This window comes from Agrobacterium sp. 5Ca39 (assembly GCF_055382365.1).
In genome coordinates this window covers 1,581,981-1,600,910 of the sequence record NZ_AP026437.1, presented here as the reverse complement: position 1 = coordinate 1,600,910, position 18,930 = coordinate 1,581,981, and the positions used below count along the sequence as shown (strand labels likewise).

The 18,930-nt window shown below is 60.0% G+C and carries 21 protein-coding genes; 17 read left to right on the top strand and 4 right to left on the bottom strand.

Annotation, left to right across the window (positions count from 1 at the left end; all coding sequences use genetic code 11):
- The first annotated feature begins 9 nt into the window (after positions 1-9).
- From ACZ47E_RS21040 to ACZ47E_RS20990, 11 genes are all read left to right on the top strand, one after another.
- On the top strand, positions 10-1,032 hold the full coding sequence (locus tag ACZ47E_RS21040; RefSeq protein WP_022562847.1) for a substrate-binding domain-containing protein: 1,023 nt from the start codon (positions 10-12) through the stop codon (positions 1,030-1,032).
- 102 nt (positions 1,033-1,134) lie between these two features.
- A complete protein-coding gene (locus tag ACZ47E_RS21035; RefSeq protein ID WP_022562846.1) occupies positions 1,135-2,628 on the top strand; it encodes a sugar ABC transporter ATP-binding protein in 1,494 nt (497 codons plus the stop codon).
- Positions 2,625-3,569, top strand: a complete 945-nt coding sequence (locus ACZ47E_RS21030) for an ABC transporter permease (RefSeq protein WP_022562845.1) — start codon at positions 2,625-2,627, stop codon at positions 3,567-3,569. Before ACZ47E_RS21035 ends, ACZ47E_RS21030 begins: the two co-directional genes overlap by 4 nt.
- Position 3,570: 1 nt before the next feature.
- On the top strand, positions 3,571-4,539 hold the full coding sequence (locus tag ACZ47E_RS21025) for an ABC transporter permease (protein ID WP_022562844.1): 969 nt from the start codon (positions 3,571-3,573) through the stop codon (positions 4,537-4,539).
- 3 nt (positions 4,540-4,542) lie between these two features.
- The gene (locus ACZ47E_RS21020; protein WP_022562843.1) at positions 4,543-5,565 is read left to right on the top strand and encodes a LacI family DNA-binding transcriptional regulator; all 1,023 of its coding nucleotides are present in this window, start codon (positions 4,543-4,545) and stop codon (positions 5,563-5,565) included.
- A 33-nt stretch (positions 5,566-5,598) separates the two neighbouring features.
- Positions 5,599-6,648 carry a sugar phosphate isomerase/epimerase family protein gene (locus tag ACZ47E_RS21015; RefSeq protein ID WP_022562842.1) on the top strand — a complete coding sequence of 350 codons (1,050 nt, stop codon included), beginning with the start codon at positions 5,599-5,601 and terminating at the stop codon, positions 6,646-6,648.
- 11 nt (positions 6,649-6,659) lie between these two features.
- Positions 6,660-7,829 (top strand): Gfo/Idh/MocA family protein, encoded by a 1,170-nt coding sequence (locus ACZ47E_RS21010; RefSeq protein WP_022562841.1) that lies wholly within the window; start codon positions 6,660-6,662, stop codon positions 7,827-7,829.
- A gap of 99 nt (positions 7,830-7,928) precedes the next feature.
- Entirely contained in the window at positions 7,929-8,783 is an 855-nt protein-coding gene (locus tag ACZ47E_RS21005; RefSeq protein WP_022562840.1) for a sugar phosphate isomerase/epimerase family protein, read from the top strand.
- A gap of 149 nt (positions 8,784-8,932) precedes the next feature.
- Positions 8,933-10,618 carry a GMC oxidoreductase gene (locus ACZ47E_RS21000; protein WP_022562839.1) on the top strand — a complete coding sequence of 562 codons (1,686 nt, stop codon included), beginning with the start codon at positions 8,933-8,935 and terminating at the stop codon, positions 10,616-10,618.
- A complete protein-coding gene (locus tag ACZ47E_RS20995; protein ID WP_022562838.1) occupies positions 10,618-11,178 on the top strand; it encodes a gluconate 2-dehydrogenase subunit 3 family protein in 561 nt (186 codons plus the stop codon). Before ACZ47E_RS21000 ends, ACZ47E_RS20995 begins: the two co-directional genes overlap by 1 nt.
- A 67-nt stretch (positions 11,179-11,245) precedes the next feature.
- The gene (locus ACZ47E_RS20990; protein WP_022562837.1) at positions 11,246-11,641 is read left to right on the top strand and encodes a c-type cytochrome; all 396 of its coding nucleotides are present in this window, start codon (positions 11,246-11,248) and stop codon (positions 11,639-11,641) included.
- Positions 11,642-11,709: 68 nt separating this feature from the next.
- Here ACZ47E_RS20990 and ACZ47E_RS20985 read toward each other — a convergent pair whose 3' ends face one another.
- Positions 11,710-12,096 carry a LysR substrate-binding domain-containing protein gene (locus tag ACZ47E_RS20985; protein ID WP_022562836.1) on the bottom strand — a complete coding sequence of 129 codons (387 nt, stop codon included), beginning with the start codon at positions 12,094-12,096 and terminating at the stop codon, positions 11,710-11,712.
- 116 nt (positions 12,097-12,212) lie between these two features.
- Between ACZ47E_RS20985 and ACZ47E_RS20980 the strand changes: the two genes are divergently transcribed.
- Positions 12,213-12,644, top strand: a complete 432-nt coding sequence (locus tag ACZ47E_RS20980) for a calcium-binding protein (protein WP_022562835.1) — start codon at positions 12,213-12,215, stop codon at positions 12,642-12,644.
- A gap of 30 nt (positions 12,645-12,674) precedes the next feature.
- Here the strand turns inward: ACZ47E_RS20980 and ACZ47E_RS20975 are convergent, their stop codons facing one another.
- A complete protein-coding gene (locus tag ACZ47E_RS20975) occupies positions 12,675-13,022 on the bottom strand; it encodes a hypothetical protein (protein ID WP_048902888.1) in 348 nt (115 codons plus the stop codon).
- A 165-nt stretch (positions 13,023-13,187) separates the two neighbouring features.
- On the opposite strand from ACZ47E_RS20975, the gene ACZ47E_RS20970 reads away from it, so the two are divergent.
- From ACZ47E_RS20970 to ACZ47E_RS20960, 3 genes are all read left to right on the top strand, one after another.
- Entirely contained in the window at positions 13,188-14,618 is a 1,431-nt protein-coding gene (locus ACZ47E_RS20970) for an NAD-dependent succinate-semialdehyde dehydrogenase (protein ID WP_048902958.1), read from the top strand.
- A 272-nt stretch (positions 14,619-14,890) separates the two neighbouring features.
- Positions 14,891-15,025 (top strand): hypothetical protein, encoded by a 135-nt coding sequence (locus ACZ47E_RS20965; protein ID WP_272913824.1) that lies wholly within the window; start codon positions 14,891-14,893, stop codon positions 15,023-15,025.
- Between the two features lie 56 nt (positions 15,026-15,081).
- Positions 15,082-15,381: a hypothetical protein gene (locus ACZ47E_RS20960; RefSeq protein WP_004445373.1), complete on the top strand. Its 300-nt coding sequence runs from the start codon at positions 15,082-15,084 to the stop codon at positions 15,379-15,381.
- An 87-nt stretch (positions 15,382-15,468) separates the two neighbouring features.
- On the opposite strand, the gene ACZ47E_RS20955 is transcribed toward ACZ47E_RS20960, so the two are convergent.
- The gene (locus tag ACZ47E_RS20955) at positions 15,469-16,191 is read right to left on the bottom strand and encodes a DUF72 domain-containing protein (protein WP_022562832.1); all 723 of its coding nucleotides are present in this window, start codon (positions 16,189-16,191) and stop codon (positions 15,469-15,471) included.
- Positions 16,192-16,616: 425 nt separating this feature from the next.
- On the opposite strand from ACZ47E_RS20955, the gene ACZ47E_RS20950 reads away from it, so the two are divergent.
- Positions 16,617-17,069, top strand: a complete 453-nt coding sequence (locus ACZ47E_RS20950) for a hypothetical protein (RefSeq protein WP_022562831.1) — start codon at positions 16,617-16,619, stop codon at positions 17,067-17,069.
- A gap of 115 nt (positions 17,070-17,184) precedes the next feature.
- Here ACZ47E_RS20950 and ACZ47E_RS20945 read toward each other — a convergent pair whose 3' ends face one another.
- Positions 17,185-17,802, bottom strand: coding sequence for a TetR/AcrR family transcriptional regulator (locus ACZ47E_RS20945; RefSeq protein WP_022562830.1), 618 nt, complete (start codon positions 17,800-17,802; stop codon positions 17,185-17,187).
- 87 nt (positions 17,803-17,889) lie between these two features.
- Here ACZ47E_RS20945 and ACZ47E_RS20940 point away from each other — a divergent pair, with 87 nt between their 5' ends.
- Entirely contained in the window at positions 17,890-18,663 is a 774-nt protein-coding gene (locus ACZ47E_RS20940) for an SDR family oxidoreductase (protein WP_022562829.1), read from the top strand.
- Positions 18,664-18,930: the final 267 nt, after the last annotated feature.

The window sequence follows — 18,930 nt, the reverse complement described above, 5'->3', positions numbered from 1 at the left end:
CAAGTTTTCATGTTTAGACATTTGTTGGCTGCTGCCGCGATGGTGCTGGCGGCGGGCACGTCCGTGCACGCGCAGGAACAGAGTTTCAAGATCGGTCTTTCCAATTCTTTCGTCGGCAGCGAATGGCGCACGCAGATGATCGAGGAAGCTCAGGCTGCCGCGAAGGCGTGGGGCGAAAAGGGCGTCAAGGTCGAGGTTGTCGTCCAGAGCGGCAATGTCGACGTGCAGGGGCAGATCGGTCATATCCGCAATTTCATGAACCAGGGCGTTGATGCGATCCTCATCAATCCCGGCAGCCCGACCGCCTTCGATCCAATCTTCGCGCAGGCCAAGGCGCGCAACATCCTCGTTATCGCAACCGACGCCGAAGTGTCCTCCAAGGATGCGATTTATGTCGGCATCGACCAGAAGGCATGGGCCGCGCAATCGGCGCAATGGCTGGCGGATGCGCTGAAGGGCAAGGGAAGCGTCGTCGCCATCAACGGTATCGCGGGCAATCCGGCAAACGAAGCCCGCGTCGCCGGTTATCGCGAAGTGTTCAAGAAATATCCTGACATCAAGGTGCTGAACGAAGCCAATGCGAGCTGGGATCAGGCGCAGGGGCAGCAGGCCATGCAGAACCTGCTTGCCACTTATCCCGACATCAGCGGTGTCTGGGTGCAGGACGGCATGGCCGACGGCGCGTGGCGCGCCATCGAAGCCGCCGGCAAGACGAAGGACATTGCTGCGACCGGTGAAATCCGCAAGGACTTCATGACCCGCTGGGAAAAGGAAAGATTCAACTCCGGCGCCTCGGTCAATCCGCCCGGCGTGATGGCCAGTGCGCTCAATGTCGCTGTCCTGAAGCTTCAGGGCAAGGAATTCAAGGACGGTATCTTTGGCGGCACCTATGGCAACGCCATCTATATTCCGATCCCCTTCGTCAGCAACGAAAACCTTGCGGACAATATCAAGGCTGCAGAAGGCAAGCCCGGTTACTGGTCCGTCACGGCGACCGTGACGCCGGAACAGGCCGGCGAGTTCTTTAAATAAGACCCGTCCCGGGCCGGCGGAAGCGCCGGCCCGAACCGGAATTTCGAGTGCGGACCGCGCGTCGGCTGGCCGCCTGTGACAAGCATTATTCGGGGGCATGCGATGGCGAACGCTTTGGAAGCGGCCGGCATAACGAAGAATTTTGGCGCCGTACGTGCGCTTTCCGACGGCAGGCTGACTGTTGGTCGCGGTGAAATTCACGCGCTGCTGGGCGCCAATGGCTGCGGCAAGAGCACGCTCTGCAAAATCGTTGCTGGCGCGGTGGCGCCGACAAGCGGCACGATCAAATTCAAGGGCGAAGATGTGCGCTTCAAGAGCCCGCGTGACGCCGAAGACGCCGGTATTGCGCTGTTTTACCAGGAACTCAGCCTTGTTCCGCAGCTTTCGGTTGCCGATAACATCTTTCTCGGCCGGGAGCCGAAACGTGGCATTTTTGTTGACCGTAAGGTGCTGAAAGCCGAGACGGCAGGGCTGATCGCCCTGTTTGACGGCGTGGCCGGCGAAGGACTGGAGCCGGATGCGATCGTTGGCACTCTGCCGCCCGATCAGCGCCAGCTCGTCGAAATCCTCAAGGTCTTTGCCCAGAATGCCAGCCTCATGATTATGGATGAGGCTACGGCAGCGCTCGATGGTCGCCAGTCCCAGCGCTTTTTTGAGATACTCCGGGCTAAGAAGGCGGATGGTGTCTCGACCATCATGATTTCCCACCGTCTCGACGAGGTTTTTGCCGTCTGCGACCGCATTACCGTGATGCGAAACGGCGCAACGATTTCGGAGCTCGATACGGCGGCAACCACGCGTGAAGCTGTGGTGCACGATATGGTCGGCGATGTCCGCGCAGCACCTGCCCGCCAGCAGGGACGCGCTGCCGCAACTCCCAGCCTCAAGGTGACGGATGTTACAGGCGAAGGCGTGCGCGGTGTCAGTCTTGAAGCCTATCCGGGTGAAATCGTCGGTCTGGCCGGCCTGCAGGGGCAGGGACAGTCGGCGCTTTTGAAGGGGCTGTTCGGCGCGACGCCCTTTGCGACGGGCCAGACATGGTTCGATGGCCGTGAAATTACCATCGGCAAGCCATCGCACGCGGTTCACAGCGGTTTTGCCTATGTCTCTGGCGACCGCGGGCGTGACGCTTCCCTTCAGGGGCGCTCGATCTTCGAAAATCTCGTCGCGGCCCTGATGGTGCGCGAAAAGATGCGGCTGGTCCGACCCGCCACGCTGAAGCCGCGGGTGCAAAAGGTCGCGGATGATATGAAGACGAAGTTTGCCGGCCTGGATATGGCGATCGGCACGCTTTCCGGCGGCAATCAGCAGAAGATCTTCATTTCCCGCTGGCTCGCCACAGCGCCGAAACTGCTTCTGCTGGATGATCCGACCAAGGGTATCGATCTCGGCGCCAAGGCCGATCTTTTTGCGCTGATGCGTCAGCAGGCCGATGCCGGCGCGACCATCCTTCTTTATTCCTCGGAAGATGCGGAAATCCTCGAATATGCCGACCGCATTCTTGTGTTCAACGGCGGACGCATCTCTGCGGAACTGACCGGAGCCGACATGACATCCGTCAACATGACCCGCGCCGCCTATGGAGACGCCGCATGAATTCCCAAGGCGTTCTGCGCAGGCAACCCTGGATCATCACCCTCGTCGTTCTGGCCGTTCTCGTTGCCGTGAACACGTTTTTGCAGCCATCCTTCGTTCAGCCCTCCGTGCTGCAATCGAACCTGACGACGTTTTTGCCGCTGATCCTGGTCGCCATCGGCCAGACCTATGTCATTCTGGCGGGCGATATAGATTTGTCGGTTGGCAGCATCGTGGCGCTCGCCAATGTCGTCACCGTCAGCGTCATTGCTGCTCTTGGCGGCACGACTGGCGCTGTCTTCGCCGGCATGGCAGCGGGTGTAACCGTTGGGCTACTCTGCGGCCTGGTCAACGGCCTCTTCATTTCGGGCCTGCGTTTCCAGCCGATCGTGACCACCTTCGCGACAGGTATCATCTTTGCCGGGATGGCGATCTGGGTTCTGCCGCAGGCGGGCCTGCCGGTGCCGGAGGCCTATTGGCAGACCTATTCCGGCAGCTTCGTCGGCCTGCCCTTCGTGCTTTGGGTGCTGATTGCCGGCATCGCCTTCACGCTTATCGTGTCGCGTATTCCTTTTCACACGCATCTGCTTGCGGTGGGTGGCAATCGCACCGGCGCCTTCCAGACGGGGCTACGCCTCTCCGGCATCCGTATCGGCGCTTACATGATCTCTGGTCTTTTCTCCGCGCTGGCGGCGCTCTGCCTGACGGGTGAGACGGCCTCGGGCGATCCGCTTCTCGGCGCAAGTCTGGCGCTATCTTCCATCTCTGCGGTGGTCTTGGGCGGTACGGCGCTTTCCGGCGGTTTCGGCAGTTCGACCGGGTCGATCGCGGGCGCGCTGGTGCTGGGCATGATCGGCAATGTGATCTTCTTTGCGGGCCTGCCCTTCGAGTACCAGACACTGGTGCAGGGTCTGATCGTGCTGACGGCTCTGGCCGGTGGCGTTCTGGTGACGAGGCGTTGATATGACCAATCCCGGCTTGCAACTCAAAACCCTTCTCACCGATCCCCTGACCATCGCCATCTGCGCATCGGCTTTCCTGCTGCTTGTCGGCGAATTGTTGTCGCCCGGCTTCGCACAGGGATCGCAGATCGTGCGGCTGCTGACGATTGCCGCCATTCTCGGTATCGTAGCGGCGGGCCAGAATCTCGTCATCCTCGGCGGACGCGAAGGCATTGACCTTTCCGTCGGCGCGATGATCTCGCTCGGCGCGGTGCTTGCCGGCAATATGATGAACGCCCAGAATGCCGGTATTCCTCTTGCCATTCTGGTTGCGGGCGGCATTCCGTTCCTGATCGGCCTCATCAACGGTCTCGGCATCACCTTCGTGCGCATTCCGCCGCTGGTAATGACGCTCGGCATGACGGCGGTCATCCAGGGCGGGCTGGTGGTTTATTCGCAGGGCGTTCCGTCAGGTGCGGCGGCTCCGCTGCTCGCAGGCTTCATCAACCGTCCCCTCATCTTCGGCATTCCCGGTGTACTCTTCGTCTGGCTGGGCATCGCCGCGATCATGCTCTTCGTCCTGCGCCGCACGGCTTTCGGCTTCGCCATTTACGCCATCGGCTCCAACGAGCGGGCGGCGACGCTGGTAGGTCTTCCTGTTCCGCTGATCCGCACGCTGCTTTATGGCCTTTCCGGCCTGTTCGCTGGCCTGACCGGGGTTTGCGTCATCGGCTATACCGGCACGTCCTTCATCTCTGTCGGCGACCAGTATGTGCTTCCGTCGATCATCGCAGTGGTCATTGGCGGCACCTCGCTGGCCGGCGGGGCTGGCGGATATGTCGGAACCATGGCCGGCGCAGTTGCGCTCACCATTCTGCAAAGCGTACTGATAACGCTCAACCTCGATGTATGGGCACGGCAGATCATATTCGGTGTCACGTTGCTAGCGCTGATGCTGCTTTATGGCCGCCAAAAGCAGTTGCGTGTGTGACAGATGAGCAAAGAACACGGTTCGAATATCAGGGAAGTTGCAGCTCTCGCGGGTGTCTCCATCGCGACAGTATCGCGCGCGCTGCAGCAACCCGACAAGGTTCGCCCGGAAACCCGCAAGAAGGTTTTCGATGCCGTTCGGCAGGCGAACTTCGTTCCCAATGCGCAGGCGGCCAGTTTCCGCCGCCAATCCAACAACACCGTCATCCTTCTCGTGCGCGATATCGGCAACCCCTTCTATCTCGAAATCTACAAGGGTGTTGAGGAAGCGGCGGGCGAAGCGGGCTTCAAGGTGCTTATGGGCGATGCCCGCAATGACGAGCACCGTGTGGCGACCCACATCGATATGGTACGGCAGAAACATGCCGACGGCCTCATCCTGATGACCGGGCAGTTCCCGTCCGAGCTTCTCGATCAGGGCGATGCGCTGCCGCCGATCGTCATCGCGTCGGAGACGGTGCCCGGCCTCGAGCTGCCGACCGTCAAGGTGGACAACCGCGCCGCATCGATGAACGCCGTGCGTCACCTCATGGAAGCGGGACATGAAAGGATCGTGCATCTGGCCGGTCCCGTACCGGAAAGTCTGGCGCAGGAACGTTTCGATGGTTACCGCGCGGCACTTGCGGAGGCCGGCATAGCTTATGCCGACGAACTGGTGGTGACGGGTGATTACAGCATTGAGGCCGGCCGGCAGGCGATTGCGGGCCTTCTCGAAGGCGGCATTGTCTTTACCGCGATCTTCGCATCGAGCGACCAGATGGCGATTGGCGCGATCAGCGAGTTGCGGGGCAGGGGTCTGTCGGTCCCGGGTGACGTCTCCGTCATCGGCTTCGACGATATCATCTTCGCCAATGCCTTTGAGCCGCCGCTGACGACGGTGCGTCAGCCCCGGCAGGAAATGGGCCGAAGGGCCATGGCGCTGATGGTGGACAGGCTGAATGGCAAACGCACCGCCGAGACCATCGTGCTGGATACGGAACTGGTGGTGCGCGGCTCGGTCGCGCCGTGCCGACCGCCGCACCGGTAGCGGCCAGACTGTGAATGCAAGGAGTGTAAGGACATGAAGACGATCAAAGGCCCGGCGATTTTCCTCGCGCAATTCGCCGGAAACGAGGCCCCTTTCGATACGCTCGACAATCTCGGCCAATGGGCGGCTTCGCTCGGCTACAAGGGCATCCAGGTGCCGACCGACCCCAAGCTCTTCGATCTGGAAAAGGCTGCGGAATCCAAGGACTATTGCGACGAGATCAAGGGCCGTCTGGTCGAGATCGGTGTCGAGATCACCGAGCTTTCGACGCATATTCAGGGCCAGCTCGTTGCCGTTCATCCCGCCTATGACGAGATGTTCGACGGTTTCGCTCCGGCCGAACTGCGCGGAAAGCCGCAGGCGCGGCAGGAATGGGCGGTCAATCAGCTGATATGCGCAGCGAAGGCGTCGCGGCATCTCGGCCTCAAGAGCCATGCGACCTTCTCCGGCGCGCTCGCCTGGCCGTTCGTTTATCCGTGGCCGCAGCGCCCGGCGGGCCTTGTCGAAATGGCCTTTGCCGAGCTCGGCAAGCGCTGGACACCCATTCTCGATGCCTTCGAGGAAAATGGCGTGGATCTCTGCTACGAGCTGCATCCGGGTGAGGACCTGCATGACGGCGTCACCTTTGAGCGATTTCTCGAAGCCACCGGCGACCACGCGCGCGCCAACATCCTCTACGATCCCTCGCATTTCGTGCTGCAGGCGATGGATTATCTCGGCTTCATCGATATCTACCACGAGCGTATCCGCGCCTTCCACGTCAAGGATGCCGAGTTCAATCCAACCGGCCGTTCCGGCGTTTATGGCGGGTATCAAAGCTGGGTCGATCGGCCGGGCCGTTTCCGTTCGCTGGGCGACGGGCATGTCGATTTCGGCGCGGTTTTCTCGAAGCTCACCCAATATGATTTCGATGGCTGGGCGGTTCTGGAATGGGAGTGTGCGCTGAAGCACCCGGAAGACGGCGCGCGCGAAGGCGTCGCCTTCATTGAAAACCACATTATCCGTGTGACCGAGCGGGCCTTCGACGATTTCGCCAAGAGCGGCGTCGATGATGCCGCCAATCGTCGCCTTCTCGGCCTCTGAAAGGGATAGCCATGTCTTCCGCACCAAAAAAATTCGACAGCCGCCGTATCCGTCTCGGAATGGTCGGCGGCGGTCAGGGCGCCTTTATCGGTGCGGTGCACCGCATAGCGGCCCGGCTGGATGACCGTTACGAGCTCGTGGCCGGAGCGCTTTCCTCCGATCCCGCGCGTGCGGCCGCTTCGGCAACCCTGCTCGGCATCGCGCCGGAGCGTTCCTATGCCTCATTCGAGGAGATGGCTGCGGCAGAGGCCGGTCGAGACGACGGTATCGAGGCAGTCGCCATCGTGACGCCCAATCACCTCCATTTTGCGCCCTCAAAGGCCTTTCTCGAGGCCGGTATTCACGTCATCTGCGACAAGCCTGTGACCGCGACACTTGAGGAAGCAAAGGCGCTGGCCGAGATCGTCAGGGCGTCGGACAGCCTGTTTGTCCTGACGCATAATTACACCGGCTACGCCATGCTGCGGCAGATGCGGCAGATGGTGGCTGATGGAGCCATTGGCAAGCTGCGCCACGTTCAGGCCGAATATGCCCAGGACTGGCTGACCGAGGCGGTTGAGAAGACCGGTGCGAAGGGGGCGGAATGGCGCACCGATCCCAGCCGCTCCGGCGCGGGCGGGGCCATCGGCGATATCGGCACCCACGCCTTCAACGCTGCCGCCTTCGTTACCGGTGAAATCCCGAAGAGTCTTTATGCCGACCTGACCTCTTTCGTGCCGGGCCGGCAGCTGGATGACAGCGCCAATATTCTTTTGCGTTACGAAAGCGGCGCCAAGGGCATGCTTTGGGCAAGCCAGATCGCAGTCGGCAATGAAAACGCGCTGTCGCTGCGGGTCTACGGCGAAAAGGGCGGGCTTGAATGGCACCACCGCGTGCCGGATGAGCTGTGGTTCACCCCTTACGGCGAGCCGAAGCGGCTCATAACCCGCAACGGCGCAGGCGCAGGAGCCGCGGCCAACCGTGTCAGCCGCGTGCCATCGGGGCACCCGGAAGGATACCTCGAGGGTTTCGCGACGATCTACCGCGAAGCCGCAGATGCAATCATTGCCAAAAGGGAGGGAAAAGCAGCCGCCGGGGAGGTGATTTACCCCGGCATGGAGGACGGCCTTGCGGGTCTCGCATTCATCGATGCCGCCGTTCGCTCCAGCCAGACCTCGACCTGGATCAATATCGATATCTAGGTCGCAGCCTATCGGAGGAGACGACACAGGGTGCCGAAGGCGGTGCCCGGCAAAGGACACGTGTCGTCATATTGATCAAACGGAAAGGGAGTTACGCGTTTGAAAACGTTCAAGTCAAAATTCGCAGGCATGGCAGTCGTCGCAGCATTGGCGGCCGGTTTCGCAAATCCGGTTTTTGCCGATGACAGCAAGACCCTGCCGATTGCCGCGCAGATGTATACGCTGCGCAATTCCGGAACGCTGGAGGAGCAGCTGACGATCCTCAACCGCGCGGGCGTTTCCGCGGTGGAAACAGTGGACATGCAGAAGGTCAGCGCCAGCGAATTGAACACGCTTCTCGAAAAGCACAAGATCAAGGTCATTTCCTCGCATGTGCCGATCGACAAGCTGCGCGGCAATCTCGACGAGGTCATCACCGAACAGAAGGCTGTCGGCAACCCTGTCGTGACCGTACCTTTCCTGAAGCCGGAAGACCGACCGAAGGACGCCGCTGGCTGGACCGCCTTCGGCAAGGAACTGGGTGGCTATGCGGACAAGCTGTCCGCTGCGGGCCTTTCCATGGCCTATCACAACCACGACTTTGAAATGGCCAAGTTCGACGGCAAGACGGCGCTGGAACTGTTGCTCGACGCCGCCGGCCCGAAACTGCAGGCCGAAGTCGACGTCGCCTGGGTGGCGCGCAGCGGCAATGATCCCGCAGAATTCCTCGGTACCTTGACGGGCAAGGTTTTTGCCATCCACGCCAAGGACAATGCACCGGCGGGGACGGCGGAAAACGAACGCGGCTTCGCCATACTCGGCACCGGCACGCTTGACTGGAAGACGATCCTGCCGGCGGCCAAACATGCCGGCGCAAAATGGTTCATCCTCGAGCACGACCTTCCGCTCGATGCCGAAGCGGTCGTAACCAAGGGCAACGCGTTCCTCAACGAACACCTGCCGACCATTCAGTAAACGCTGCCAGTAAAACCAGAACCGCTCCCCGGCGGCCGGTTTCGGCGGGGAGCATGAGGTTCGACAGACGCATGTCCATTTTCCGCCGCGCCGCGACGGGAAGCGCTTTGCCCTGTCGTTTTTTCCAAGCTCACATCGGAGGAGTTATCATGGCAAACAATCATTATGATGCGATTGTTGTCGGCTCGGGCATCAGTGGAGGCTGGGCCGCAAAGGAACTCACGCAGAAGGGCCTGAAGGTTCTGATGCTGGAGCGTGGCCGCAATATCGAACACGTCACCGACTATCAGAATGCCGACAAGGAAGCCTGGGACTACCCCCATCGCAACCGCGCCACGCAGGAAATGAAGGCGAAATATCCCGTTCTCAGCCGCGATTATCTGCTGGAAGAGGCGACGCTTGGCATGTGGGCCGATGAGCAGGAAACGCCCTATGTCGAGGAAAAGCGGTTCGACTGGTTCCGCGGTTATCATGTCGGCGGCCGCTCGCTGCTGTGGGGACGCCAGACCTATCGCTGGTCGCAGACCGATTTCGAGGCCAATGCAAAAGAAGGCATCGCCGTTGACTGGCCGATCCGTTATGAGGACGTGTCCCCCTGGTATGACTACGTCGAGCGCTTCGCCGGCATTTCAGGCAGCCGCGAGGGATTGGACATCCTTCCTGACGGGGAATTCCTGCCGCCCATTCCTCTCAATTTCGTGGAGCAGGATGTCGCAAGCCGGCTGAAGAAGGCGTTCAAGGGCACGCGCCACCTCATCAATTCGCGCTGCGCCAACATCACCCAGGAACTTCCCGATCAGGAACGCACGCGCTGTCAGTTCCGCAATAAATGCAGGCTGGGCTGTCCTTTCGGCGGCTATTTCAGTACGCAGGCATCCACCCTGCCGGCAGCGGTCGCTACGGGAAATCTCACGCTTCGTCCCTTCTCCATCGTCAAGGAAATCCTGTATGATAGGGACAAGAAGAAGGCGCGCGGCGTCGAGATCATCGATGCCGAGACAAACCTGACCTATGAATATACCGCCGACATCATCTTCCTGAACGCATCGACGTTGAACTCGACCTGGGTGCTGATGAACTCGGCCACCGATGTCTGGGAAGGCGGGCTTGGCAGCAGCTCCGGCGAACTCGGCCATAATGTTATGGATCACCATTTCCGCATGGGCGCCACCGGCCAGGTGGAAGGTTTCGAGGACTTCTACTTCAAGGGTCGCCGTCCGGCGGGCTTCTACATTCCCCGGTTCCGCAATACCGGTGACGACAAGCGCAAATATCTGCGCGGTTTCGGTTATCAGGGCTCCGCCAGCCGGTCGCGCTGGGAGCGGGAGATCGCGGAACTGAATATCGGCGCCGATTACAAGGAAGCGCTGACCGAGCCGGGCGGCTGGACCATCGGCATGACCGCCTTCGGTGAAATGCTGCCCTATCATGAGAACCGCGTGAAGCTGGATCATGAGAAGAAGGACAAGTGGGGCCTGCCGGTCCTTTCCATGAATGTCGAGATGAAGCAGAACGAACTCGACATGCGCGAAGACATGGTCAATGACGCCGTCGAGATGTTCGAGGCGGTCGGCATCAAGAACGTCAAGCCCAGTCGTGGCAGCTATGCGCCGGGCATGGGCATTCACGAAATGGGAACGGCCCGCATGGGACGCGACCCGAAAACCTCTGTCCTTAACGGCAACAACCAGGTCTGGGATGCGCAGAACGTCTTCGTCACCGATGGCGCCTGCATGACTTCGGCCTCCTGCGTCAACCCGTCCTTGACCTATATGGCGCTGACCGCGCGTGCGGCCGATTTCGCCGTTTCCGAACTGAAGAAGGGGAACCTGTGATGAACAGACGCGAACTGCTGAAACTCATAGCCGTTGCGACCGGCCTGCCGCTGATCGGTGCGGATATCCTGACAGCCGCCGAAAACGCTGCCAGGCCCGCCGGGGGTGCCCATGTCTTTACGCCCGAGGAAATCCGCTTTCTGGACGAGGTGGCGGAAACCATCATTCCGCGGACCTCCACGCCGGGCGCGAAGGACGCGGAAGTCGGTGCATTCATGGCCGTCTATGCGGCCGATTGCTACACTGACGAACAGCGGACACTCTTCCTTTCGGCCATTTCCGACATCGAGAAACGCAGTCAGGCCGAACACGGGAAGGCCTTTGTGGATTTGACCGCCGAACAGCGCCAGGCGCTGCTTTCTGTGCTGGACAAACAGGCCAAAGCGGAACAGTCGCCGGCAAAACCGCATGCTTTCACGCTGGTCAAGCAGCTGACACTGCTTGGTTTCTTCACCTCGAAGATCGGCGCCACGGAAGTTCTCGTCTATGACGAGATTCCCGGTGGCTTCGTGGATCGCGTTCCCTACAAGAAGGGCACGCCTGCCTGGGGCACGACCTGAAGAAAATCGCCGACCCGTCTGCTTCCGCGGACGGGTCGTACTCAAGCGGCAAGACAAGGATGACACGATGCACAAAATAACAATCATCGCGGCGGCAATGTTTGCCGCAAGCGCCATTCCTGCTTTTTCGGAGGGCGATGTTGCCAAGGGCGAGGCCGTCTTCAAGCGGTGTTCCGCCTGTCACGCCATCGGTGAGGGCGCTAAAAACAGGGTCGGCCCGCAGCTTAACGGGATTATCGGCCGCGCGGCGGGCGGCGTGCCGGACTATACTTACTCGGCCGCAATGAAAAAAGCGGGCGAGGAAGGCCTCGTCTGGACGCCGGAAGAATTGCGGGCATTCCTGAGCGCGCCCAAAAAGAAAATCCCTGGCAACAAGATGGCGCTGGCCGGCATCAGCAAGCCGGAAGATCTGGACAATCTCATTGCCTATATTGAAAGCGCGGCTTCGAAACCTGCAGAGTGATGGCGGCCGAGGCGGGGGAGGATAGGCTGATCCTCCTTCCGGCTGCTGCCGGGAGAGGACGGCCAATGTCATAGAACCCGCCCCGCTTCCTCGATGAATCTTCGCACCAGCGGCAGATGTCGTCTTTCGGCAAGGCAGATCGCATATTCATCGATGAGTTCGGTGGCATCGCAGAGCGGCACGAAGGAAAGGCGCGCGTCGTGACCGAATTCCAGATCGGCCACCACGCCGCATCCCACACCGTTGGCGATGGCTTCTCGCACGCCCTCGCGGGAGGAGATTTCTATGACGGGCTGGATGGAGATGCCGTGATCGGCAAGGTTCTTTTCGAAGATTTCGCGGGTGCGCGATCCCCGCTCTCGCATGACAAAGGACAGGCCTTCAAGCTCTGCCACGAAGACGCTCTCCCGCGCCGCCAGCGTGTGAAAGACGGGCACGCACAGGCCAAGCCGCATGCTGAGGAATTTGACGCCATAGAGGCGCGGATCATCAGGTGCACGGGCGGTAATGGAAAAGACATGCTGGAAGGCGGTGACGGCAACGAACGCTGCTGGCCGGTGCCGGCAACGACATGGTGGATGCGGGCGCTGGCAACGACCGTGTTGTTGCTGGTGACGGCAACGACATCGTCGAGGGCGGCGCCGGCAATGATGTTCTTCACGGCGGTGCTGGCAACGACCAGCTGAACGGCGGATCGGGCGATGACACGCTGATCGGCGGGGCGGGCAACGATGTGCTGACCGGTGGCAGTGGTGCGGATACCTTCGTTTTCGCGGCCGGCAGCGGCCGGGATGTGGTGACGGACTTCCAGGCCGGCGCTGACGGCAAGGATGTCGTCGAACTCTCGAAGGACGTCTTTGCGGATTACCAGGCGTTTATCGCCTCCGGGGTCTTCACGGATGGCGACCACGGTGCCGAGATCGCCTTCAAGGACGGGTCGACGATTACCTTCGATGGTGTGAAGACCAAGCAATTCGTCATCGATGACTTCCGCTTCGCGTAAACCACAAGGGCGCATCCATCCGGGTGCCCTTCAAATCGCGCCAAACCCGCCGATTTCGGCGGGTTTGTGCTTGAGGGAGCCTGGCATGAGTGGCCCACCCTGTCGGCAAAGACGAAGTAAGAAAACGTCTTCGTCATTGGCCCCCCGGGGGCCGGAGAGCACGCTGTCGCCAATATTGCTGCAGCGGACGTGCTGACCGGCGCTGGCGCTGGACGGGATCGCCCATATTCGGACGGCGACCTGTTGGATGGCCAGCGTCGAACCAGCTGCCGTTGGATATCTCAAATCATAATCGATGTAGGGGAGGGCGGTTTTCATCGCCGATGCGTGTGATGACTCATGAATTTTCTTGATCGATTGTCGGAAATGCACGCGCAAGATTGACGTTTTTCCGGTGCGGCGCTACCACCTGTGCCGGTGCCCGTCAGCCGACGGTCATTCGCTGAAATAGCGGCTGGTCGGCGTGCTCGGGTTGTCGTGTCAAAGGGGGAACCGTCCTTGTCGCTTTATCCTGTTCTCCTCGGCAGGCTTGCCCGGCCGGATCTGTTTTCCGATCTTGCAGGCATCGCTCTCGGCGGCAAGGCTTGGTCGGGCGCGGAATTCGATGTTTTAAATCCTTCGACCGGTGCGCTGCTTGCGCGGCTGCCGGATATGGGGCCCTTGGAAACCCGGGACGCGATCGATCGCGCGGCTGAAGCACAGGGCGTGTGGCAGAGCCTGCCGGCCAAGGATAAGAGCGCGGTGATGCGCCGCTGGCACCAACTGATTATTCTCCATTCGGACGACCTCGCAACGATCCTGACGGCAGAAATGGGTAAACCGCTGACGGAGGCAAAATCCGAAGTCGCCCATGCCGCTGCTTACGTGCAATGGTATGCCGAGGAGGCGAACCGCATCTATGGCGAAACGATTTCCGCCCCTTCCAACGATCGGCGGATGCTGGTTATCAAGCAGCCGGTGGGCGTGGTCGGCACCATCACGCCGTGGAATTTCCCAGCATCCATGGTCGCCCGCAAGATTTCGCCCGCACTTGCCGCCGGCTGTGCCATCGTATTGAAACCAGCGGAACAGACGCCGCTGGTGGCAGGGGCAATGTTCGTGCTCGCGCGGCTTGCCGGTTTTCCGGAGGGGGCGCTTAACCTTATCTATGCCAGTCACGGTGCCGATGTCGGTGCGGAATTGTGCACCAATGCCAGGATACGCAAGATCAGCTTCACCGGCTCAACCGAAGTCGGGCGGCTGCTGATGAGCCAATGCGCGCCGCAGATAAAGAAGCTCAACCTCGAATTGGGCGGCAATGCACCCTTCATCGTTTTTGACGATGCCGATATTGATGAAGCCGTGGAAGGCGCCATTCAGGCGAAATTCCGCAATGGCGGCCAAACCTGTGTTTCGGCCAATCGCATCTATGTCCAGTCGGCGGTTCACGATGAGTTTTCGGAAAAATTCGTTGCGCGGGTGGCAGAATTGAAGGTTGGCGACGGCTTCGATCCCGAGGTGACCATCGGTCCGATGATCGACAGCCACGCCATCGACAAGATCGAGGCACATCTGGCCGACGCCAGCGCAAGAGGCGGCTCAATAAGGTGCGGCGGCAAGCGTGTCGGCAATGGCGGAACCTTTTTCGAACCAACGGTCCTCACCGGCGTCACCACCGCGATGCGGGTGGCGCAGGAAGAGACTTTCGGACCTTTAGCGCCGATCATCCGTTTCGACGATGCGGAGCAGGTTGTTCGTGAAGCCAATGACACGATCTACGGTCTGGCTGCCTATTTCTACGCCTCCAATCTCAAGCGCGTGTGGCGTGTTGCCGAAGCCCTGGAATATGGCATGGTCGGTATCAATACCGGCCGCATGTCGTCGGAAGCAGCTCCTTTCGGTGGTGTCAAACAATCCGGCATCGGCCGCGAAGGCTCGCGCCACGGCATGGAGGATTATCTTGAAATGAAATATCTCTGCATGGGCGGCATATAGCGGCCGGCCGTCACGGGTTCCCGTGGATCATCGCCCTCAGTAACATTTGTGCGCCAGCGACGCTGGCTGCGATCAGCCTGTCGTTCATCAACGAGAAATGCAGGGTGGGCTGGTGAAGCAGCAGCCCTTTACTAAACCGATGGCCGCCATGGGAAATCCCTATGGCGCGTTTACGATTTTTCAGGTCTCCGTCATCCGCACGTTAGCCTTTGCCGCTAGGCGTGCCGACATGGCTCTCGGGCCACTCCCGTGTCGCGAAGGAAGGGCAGGAGATGACGACCTCTTCAAACATGATCGCCGGCCCGCTCGCGATGCGCTTTTTCCCGTTCGCGGAAGATTGTCACAGGCGTATTGCCGCCGGGACTGGAAGCGAAGCGTTTGCATTGTGTGAGTTTCAAAAAGTTTGAATTGACCGCCTCTCACGGCGAGGCAAAGCTTAAGGCATTGGCAAGGGAGAGCAAAAATGGACCAGCCGTGGCGTCACATGACAAGCGCACCGAAAGACGGTACCCGGATTCTCGTGACGATCCGCTCGTCGGAGCAAGGCCCGGCACAGGTGGATCTTGTTTATTGGTCCAATGGCGACCGGCTCGGAGCAGAAGGCTGGCGAGCTTCAGACTCCTCACCGGGTCGGATAATTGAATATGCGGAACCGGAGCTGAAGTGCTGGATGCCGGTTCCGGCGGCGAATACCGGTGGGCTATCGGCGCCATCTCCCTGGGAAGGGGATGATGACCGCGAGCTTTTCGGATCCGGAATATGATGGGTGGAATTGCAGTGAATTTGCGGGAATATCGTGGTGTATCATCCCTGCCTCGTCCGCGGAACTGATATCGCAAGTGCGGCTGCATCATCCTGATGCCCTGCGCGCAGGATCGCGTGCGGGAATGGATGTCATGCTCAGAGCATTCTCGATTGCAGCGCCTGAGGCGGTGTTGTCGAAGACGCACCAACCGTCAGGCGCAACGAGTTCGCAAAAGTGCCTGATCTCATCGTCGCTATAAGTGGAATAATAGATCTTTGGTTTTCCGTGCAGGCGAACATATCGCGGGGGTTCGTTAAAGGTTTCCGCAGGCCACACGAGCGCCGGATCGGCGAAAACGCGGTCAATCTTGTATGTTTTCAGCAAATCAATCGCGTCCTGCGACGCCCAGCTCTCGTGCCGGGCTTCAATGACAATCTGCCCGTTATCAGACCCACGCATCGCCTCGAACGCCCTGTCTGACGCCCGGATATCAAAGGCAAGCGATGGCGGAAGCTGACACAGAAGCGGTCCACGCTTTCGACCCAGTGGCGCAAGGTCTTCTATGAAAGTTTCAAACGGTTCGGCTATATGGTTCATTCTGCGCGTATGCGAAATCTCTTTGGGCATCTTTGCAGAGAAACGGAAGGTGTCGGGCACGGATTCAGCCCACCGCGCGAAGGTGGACGCCTTGTGCCGACGGTAGAATGTGGAGTTGATTTCGACTCCATCAAAGACCGAGGCGTAACGTTGAAGGCCGCTCCCTTCTGCCGGGAACCGGTCGGCCACCTTTCTCGGGATGGACCAGGCCGCAGTGGCAATGATTGGCAAATTGTGTCTCCTTCACCTCACCGGATCCAGTTCAACTCTTTAAAGCTCGATTTCAGCTCAAGAATTTGCTCCAGCCAAGTTCGTCTTAAAACCTCGTCGGCTGACAAGGTTCCGCGACGGTGATCCGGTCGGGGGTCCAGCCGGCTCTTTTCAGTGTCGCTCGCTGGTAAATAGCCGGTTGCAGCATCGAGACGGATCCGGGTGCTCGAATAGTATTCCGGTTACACAGTGTTGGGTGTTGGCGTCTGCGTCTTCCCGTGAGAGTAGCGATGAAACCGGACAATGACCCGGAGCCGGGACTGACCGATGATTGAAATTTCCGCTGCTGCCAGTTGGCTAATGGCTGAGTTCCGACCGGGCTTGGAACACTTCGACAAGGTCCGCGGTTTGTACCAAGGGTCAAGGCGGAAAAGAGAGGAGATATCATGTCTAACTCAAAATCCACGGGTGGCGGTTACGCCGAAAACACGGGTACGACCGCCAATCGGTTCGGCTACTCGCTTGAAAGCCAGGCTCAGTTTGACGATGCCACCGAGATAGCGCGCGGAACGGCCGCCGGCGAAACCCTCAATGTTTATCGCCTTGAACCTGTTGCGGCGCCGGACGACCCACGCTGGCAGAATGCGCCTGCCCACGGAACCGTGGTCGTCGCAGCGCGGACGGCGGGTGATGCACGGATTGTCGCTGCAGGCGCGGAACTCGATTTCATGGAGATCGACGCCCTTCCCGCTGAAGACGTGTCGACGTTGAATGCAAGCGCCTTTAGAGATGAAAAACTCTATACGGTGATCGAAGTGGAACACGATCGACAGGGTCTGACGCGAGGGGTGATGGACGGCGATGTCCGTATAGACACCATCAAGCCAGTGCAGATCTGAGAACGTGCCGACCCGAAGGGCTGCGGAATTCTCCGTTCTGCCGCAGGCTTTCAGTTATCAGCTCCGATCTGGGTAACGATATGATCGTCAGCTCACCCGGCGGGCCTGCTCCCTGTCAGGAGATACGCGTTCCGGGCCAAGCTGCGAGAGCAAGGTCGATCAGCCGCTTCAGCAAGGCGTTGCAGGCACCGTCGCAGGCTTGGGCGGACATGCCCTGGATGATTGCACCATAAAAGCGGGCAAGCGTGTCGGTATCGGTTCCCGCCGGCAGTTCCCCTTCGTCGACTGCACGGTCGAAGCGGGTCTTGAGGGCCTGCATTGATGCCTCGCGCAATGTCGCCGTCAGACGCGCTACGGACGCATTTTCTTCCGCATGCTGCAGGACGGCCGTGGAGACCATGCATCCGCGCGGCTTGTCCGGCTGGGTGTCTCCATCGGCAATATCGTAGAGGTAAAGCCTCAGAGCTTCGTAAAGCGGCAGATCGGACTGCAATATGTCGGATCGACGGCTGTTTTCACGAGCAATGCTGAAATCCAGCGCCTGGCGGTACAACTCCTCCTTCGATCCGAACATCGAATAGAGCGTCGGCGGATTGATGCCCATCGCTTTCGTCAGATCGGCGGTTGAGGTTCCTTCGTAACCGCGCTCCCAAAACAGCCGTGCCGCGATGTCGAGCCCAACGTCGCGATCGAGCAGGCGGGGTCTGCCTCGTCTGCGGACTGGTGTCTCCATAAAATAGTGATCCCTATTATATTGTTGACAGATGCGTTTCGCTCCTTATTGTAGGGGTCACTATTTATATTGGCAACGGAGTGATCAATGTCCAGACGACTTGCAGACAAGACAGCCCTTATCACTGGAGGTTCACGCGGGATCGGCCGGGCGGTTGCCCTTGCCTTTGCCAGGGAGGGTGCCGCGCTGATTGGCGTGCATTATGCCGCCAACGCGGATGCGGCCAATGCCACGGTGCACGAGATCGAAGGGCTCGGCGTCAAGGCCGTCGCCGTGAAGGCCGATCTCAGACAGGGCAAGGACGCGGCCGACAGCCTGTGGGCGCAGTTCAGCGAAGCAGCGCAGATCGAGACGGGCTCGACCGCTCTTGACATTCTCGTGAACAATGCCGGTATCGCGCCCGCACTGCCATTGACGCAGACGAGCGAAGCCGCGTTCGATGAGGTGATGACGATCAACTACAAGGCGCCGTTTTTTCTGATCCAGGCCGTGGCCGACCACATCCGTGAAAACGGCCGTATTATCAACGTCTCGACCGGGTTTACGCGGATCGCAGCGCCGACTCATCCCGCTTACGCCGCGTCCAAGGGCGCGCTGGAAACGTTGACATTGGCGCTGGCACCGGAGTTTGCTACGCGCGGTATCACAGTCAATGCCGTGCTGCCGGGTGTCACGGAAACCGACATGAATGCAGAGTGGCTGTCGTCTCCGGAAGCGCGCGCTGGCGCCGAAGCCCTCTCTGTATTTTCGCGCGTCGGAAAGGCGGAGGATATCGCCGACTTGATTACCTTCCTCGCATCCAGCGATGCCCGCTGGACTACGGGCCAGATGATCGATGCAACGGGCGGCGCCCGCATCTAGGGTACGTTGCTCTTGCTTTAGCTAAAGCTGTTCAAGCAAAAGCAGCCCACGAGGAGAATCTGATTAAGTTCAGCTTGCTTGTCGTTTATCATCACATCCACGGGCGCTACGCGTGTCCGTGGCGTCGTTATCCCCTTGTGCGGTGCCGCCGAGCTACGCGCAAACGTGGTCGCGGACATGTGACGCGCCGATCCCTGCAGATTGATCCTGCCGGCACGCCGTCTAGACGCTTTGCACTACCATCCAGCGGGATGCAAGGCAAAGCCA

What these genes read in the sequence shown, in the direction of transcription:
- ACZ47E_RS21040 (WP_022562847.1), top strand. Translation starts at nt 10, where the DNA reads ATGTTTAGACATTTGTTGGCTGCTGCCGCGATGGTGCTGGCGGCGGGC.
- ACZ47E_RS21035 (WP_022562846.1), top strand. Translation starts at nt 1,135, where the DNA reads ATGGCGAACGCTTTGGAAGCGGCCGGCATAACGAAGAATTTTGGCGCC.
- ACZ47E_RS21030 (WP_022562845.1), top strand. Translation starts at nt 2,625, where the DNA reads ATGAATTCCCAAGGCGTTCTGCGCAGGCAACCCTGGATCATCACCCTC.
- ACZ47E_RS21025 (WP_022562844.1), top strand. Translation starts at nt 3,571, where the DNA reads ATGACCAATCCCGGCTTGCAACTCAAAACCCTTCTCACCGATCCCCTG.
- ACZ47E_RS21020 (WP_022562843.1), top strand. Translation starts at nt 4,543, where the DNA reads ATGAGCAAAGAACACGGTTCGAATATCAGGGAAGTTGCAGCTCTCGCG.
- ACZ47E_RS21015 (WP_022562842.1), top strand. Translation starts at nt 5,599, where the DNA reads ATGAAGACGATCAAAGGCCCGGCGATTTTCCTCGCGCAATTCGCCGGA.
- ACZ47E_RS21010 (WP_022562841.1), top strand. Translation starts at nt 6,660, where the DNA reads ATGTCTTCCGCACCAAAAAAATTCGACAGCCGCCGTATCCGTCTCGGA.
- ACZ47E_RS21000 (WP_022562839.1), top strand. Translation starts at nt 8,933, where the DNA reads ATGGCAAACAATCATTATGATGCGATTGTTGTCGGCTCGGGCATCAGT.
- ACZ47E_RS20995 (WP_022562838.1), top strand. Translation starts at nt 10,618, where the DNA reads ATGAACAGACGCGAACTGCTGAAACTCATAGCCGTTGCGACCGGCCTG.
- ACZ47E_RS20990 (WP_022562837.1), top strand. Translation starts at nt 11,246, where the DNA reads ATGCACAAAATAACAATCATCGCGGCGGCAATGTTTGCCGCAAGCGCC.
- ACZ47E_RS20985 (WP_022562836.1), bottom strand. Translation starts at nt 12,096, where the DNA reads ATGCGGCTTGGCCTGTGCGTGCCCGTCTTTCACACGCTGGCGGCGCGG.
- ACZ47E_RS20980 (WP_022562835.1), top strand. Translation starts at nt 12,213, where the DNA reads ATGGTGGATGCGGGCGCTGGCAACGACCGTGTTGTTGCTGGTGACGGC.
- ACZ47E_RS20965 (WP_272913824.1), top strand. Translation starts at nt 14,891, where the DNA reads ATGACGACCTCTTCAAACATGATCGCCGGCCCGCTCGCGATGCGCTTT.
- ACZ47E_RS20960 (WP_004445373.1), top strand. Translation starts at nt 15,082, where the DNA reads ATGGACCAGCCGTGGCGTCACATGACAAGCGCACCGAAAGACGGTACC.
- ACZ47E_RS20950 (WP_022562831.1), top strand. Translation starts at nt 16,617, where the DNA reads ATGTCTAACTCAAAATCCACGGGTGGCGGTTACGCCGAAAACACGGGT.
- ACZ47E_RS20945 (WP_022562830.1), bottom strand. Translation starts at nt 17,802, where the DNA reads ATGGAGACACCAGTCCGCAGACGAGGCAGACCCCGCCTGCTCGATCGC.
- ACZ47E_RS20940 (WP_022562829.1), top strand. Translation starts at nt 17,890, where the DNA reads ATGTCCAGACGACTTGCAGACAAGACAGCCCTTATCACTGGAGGTTCA.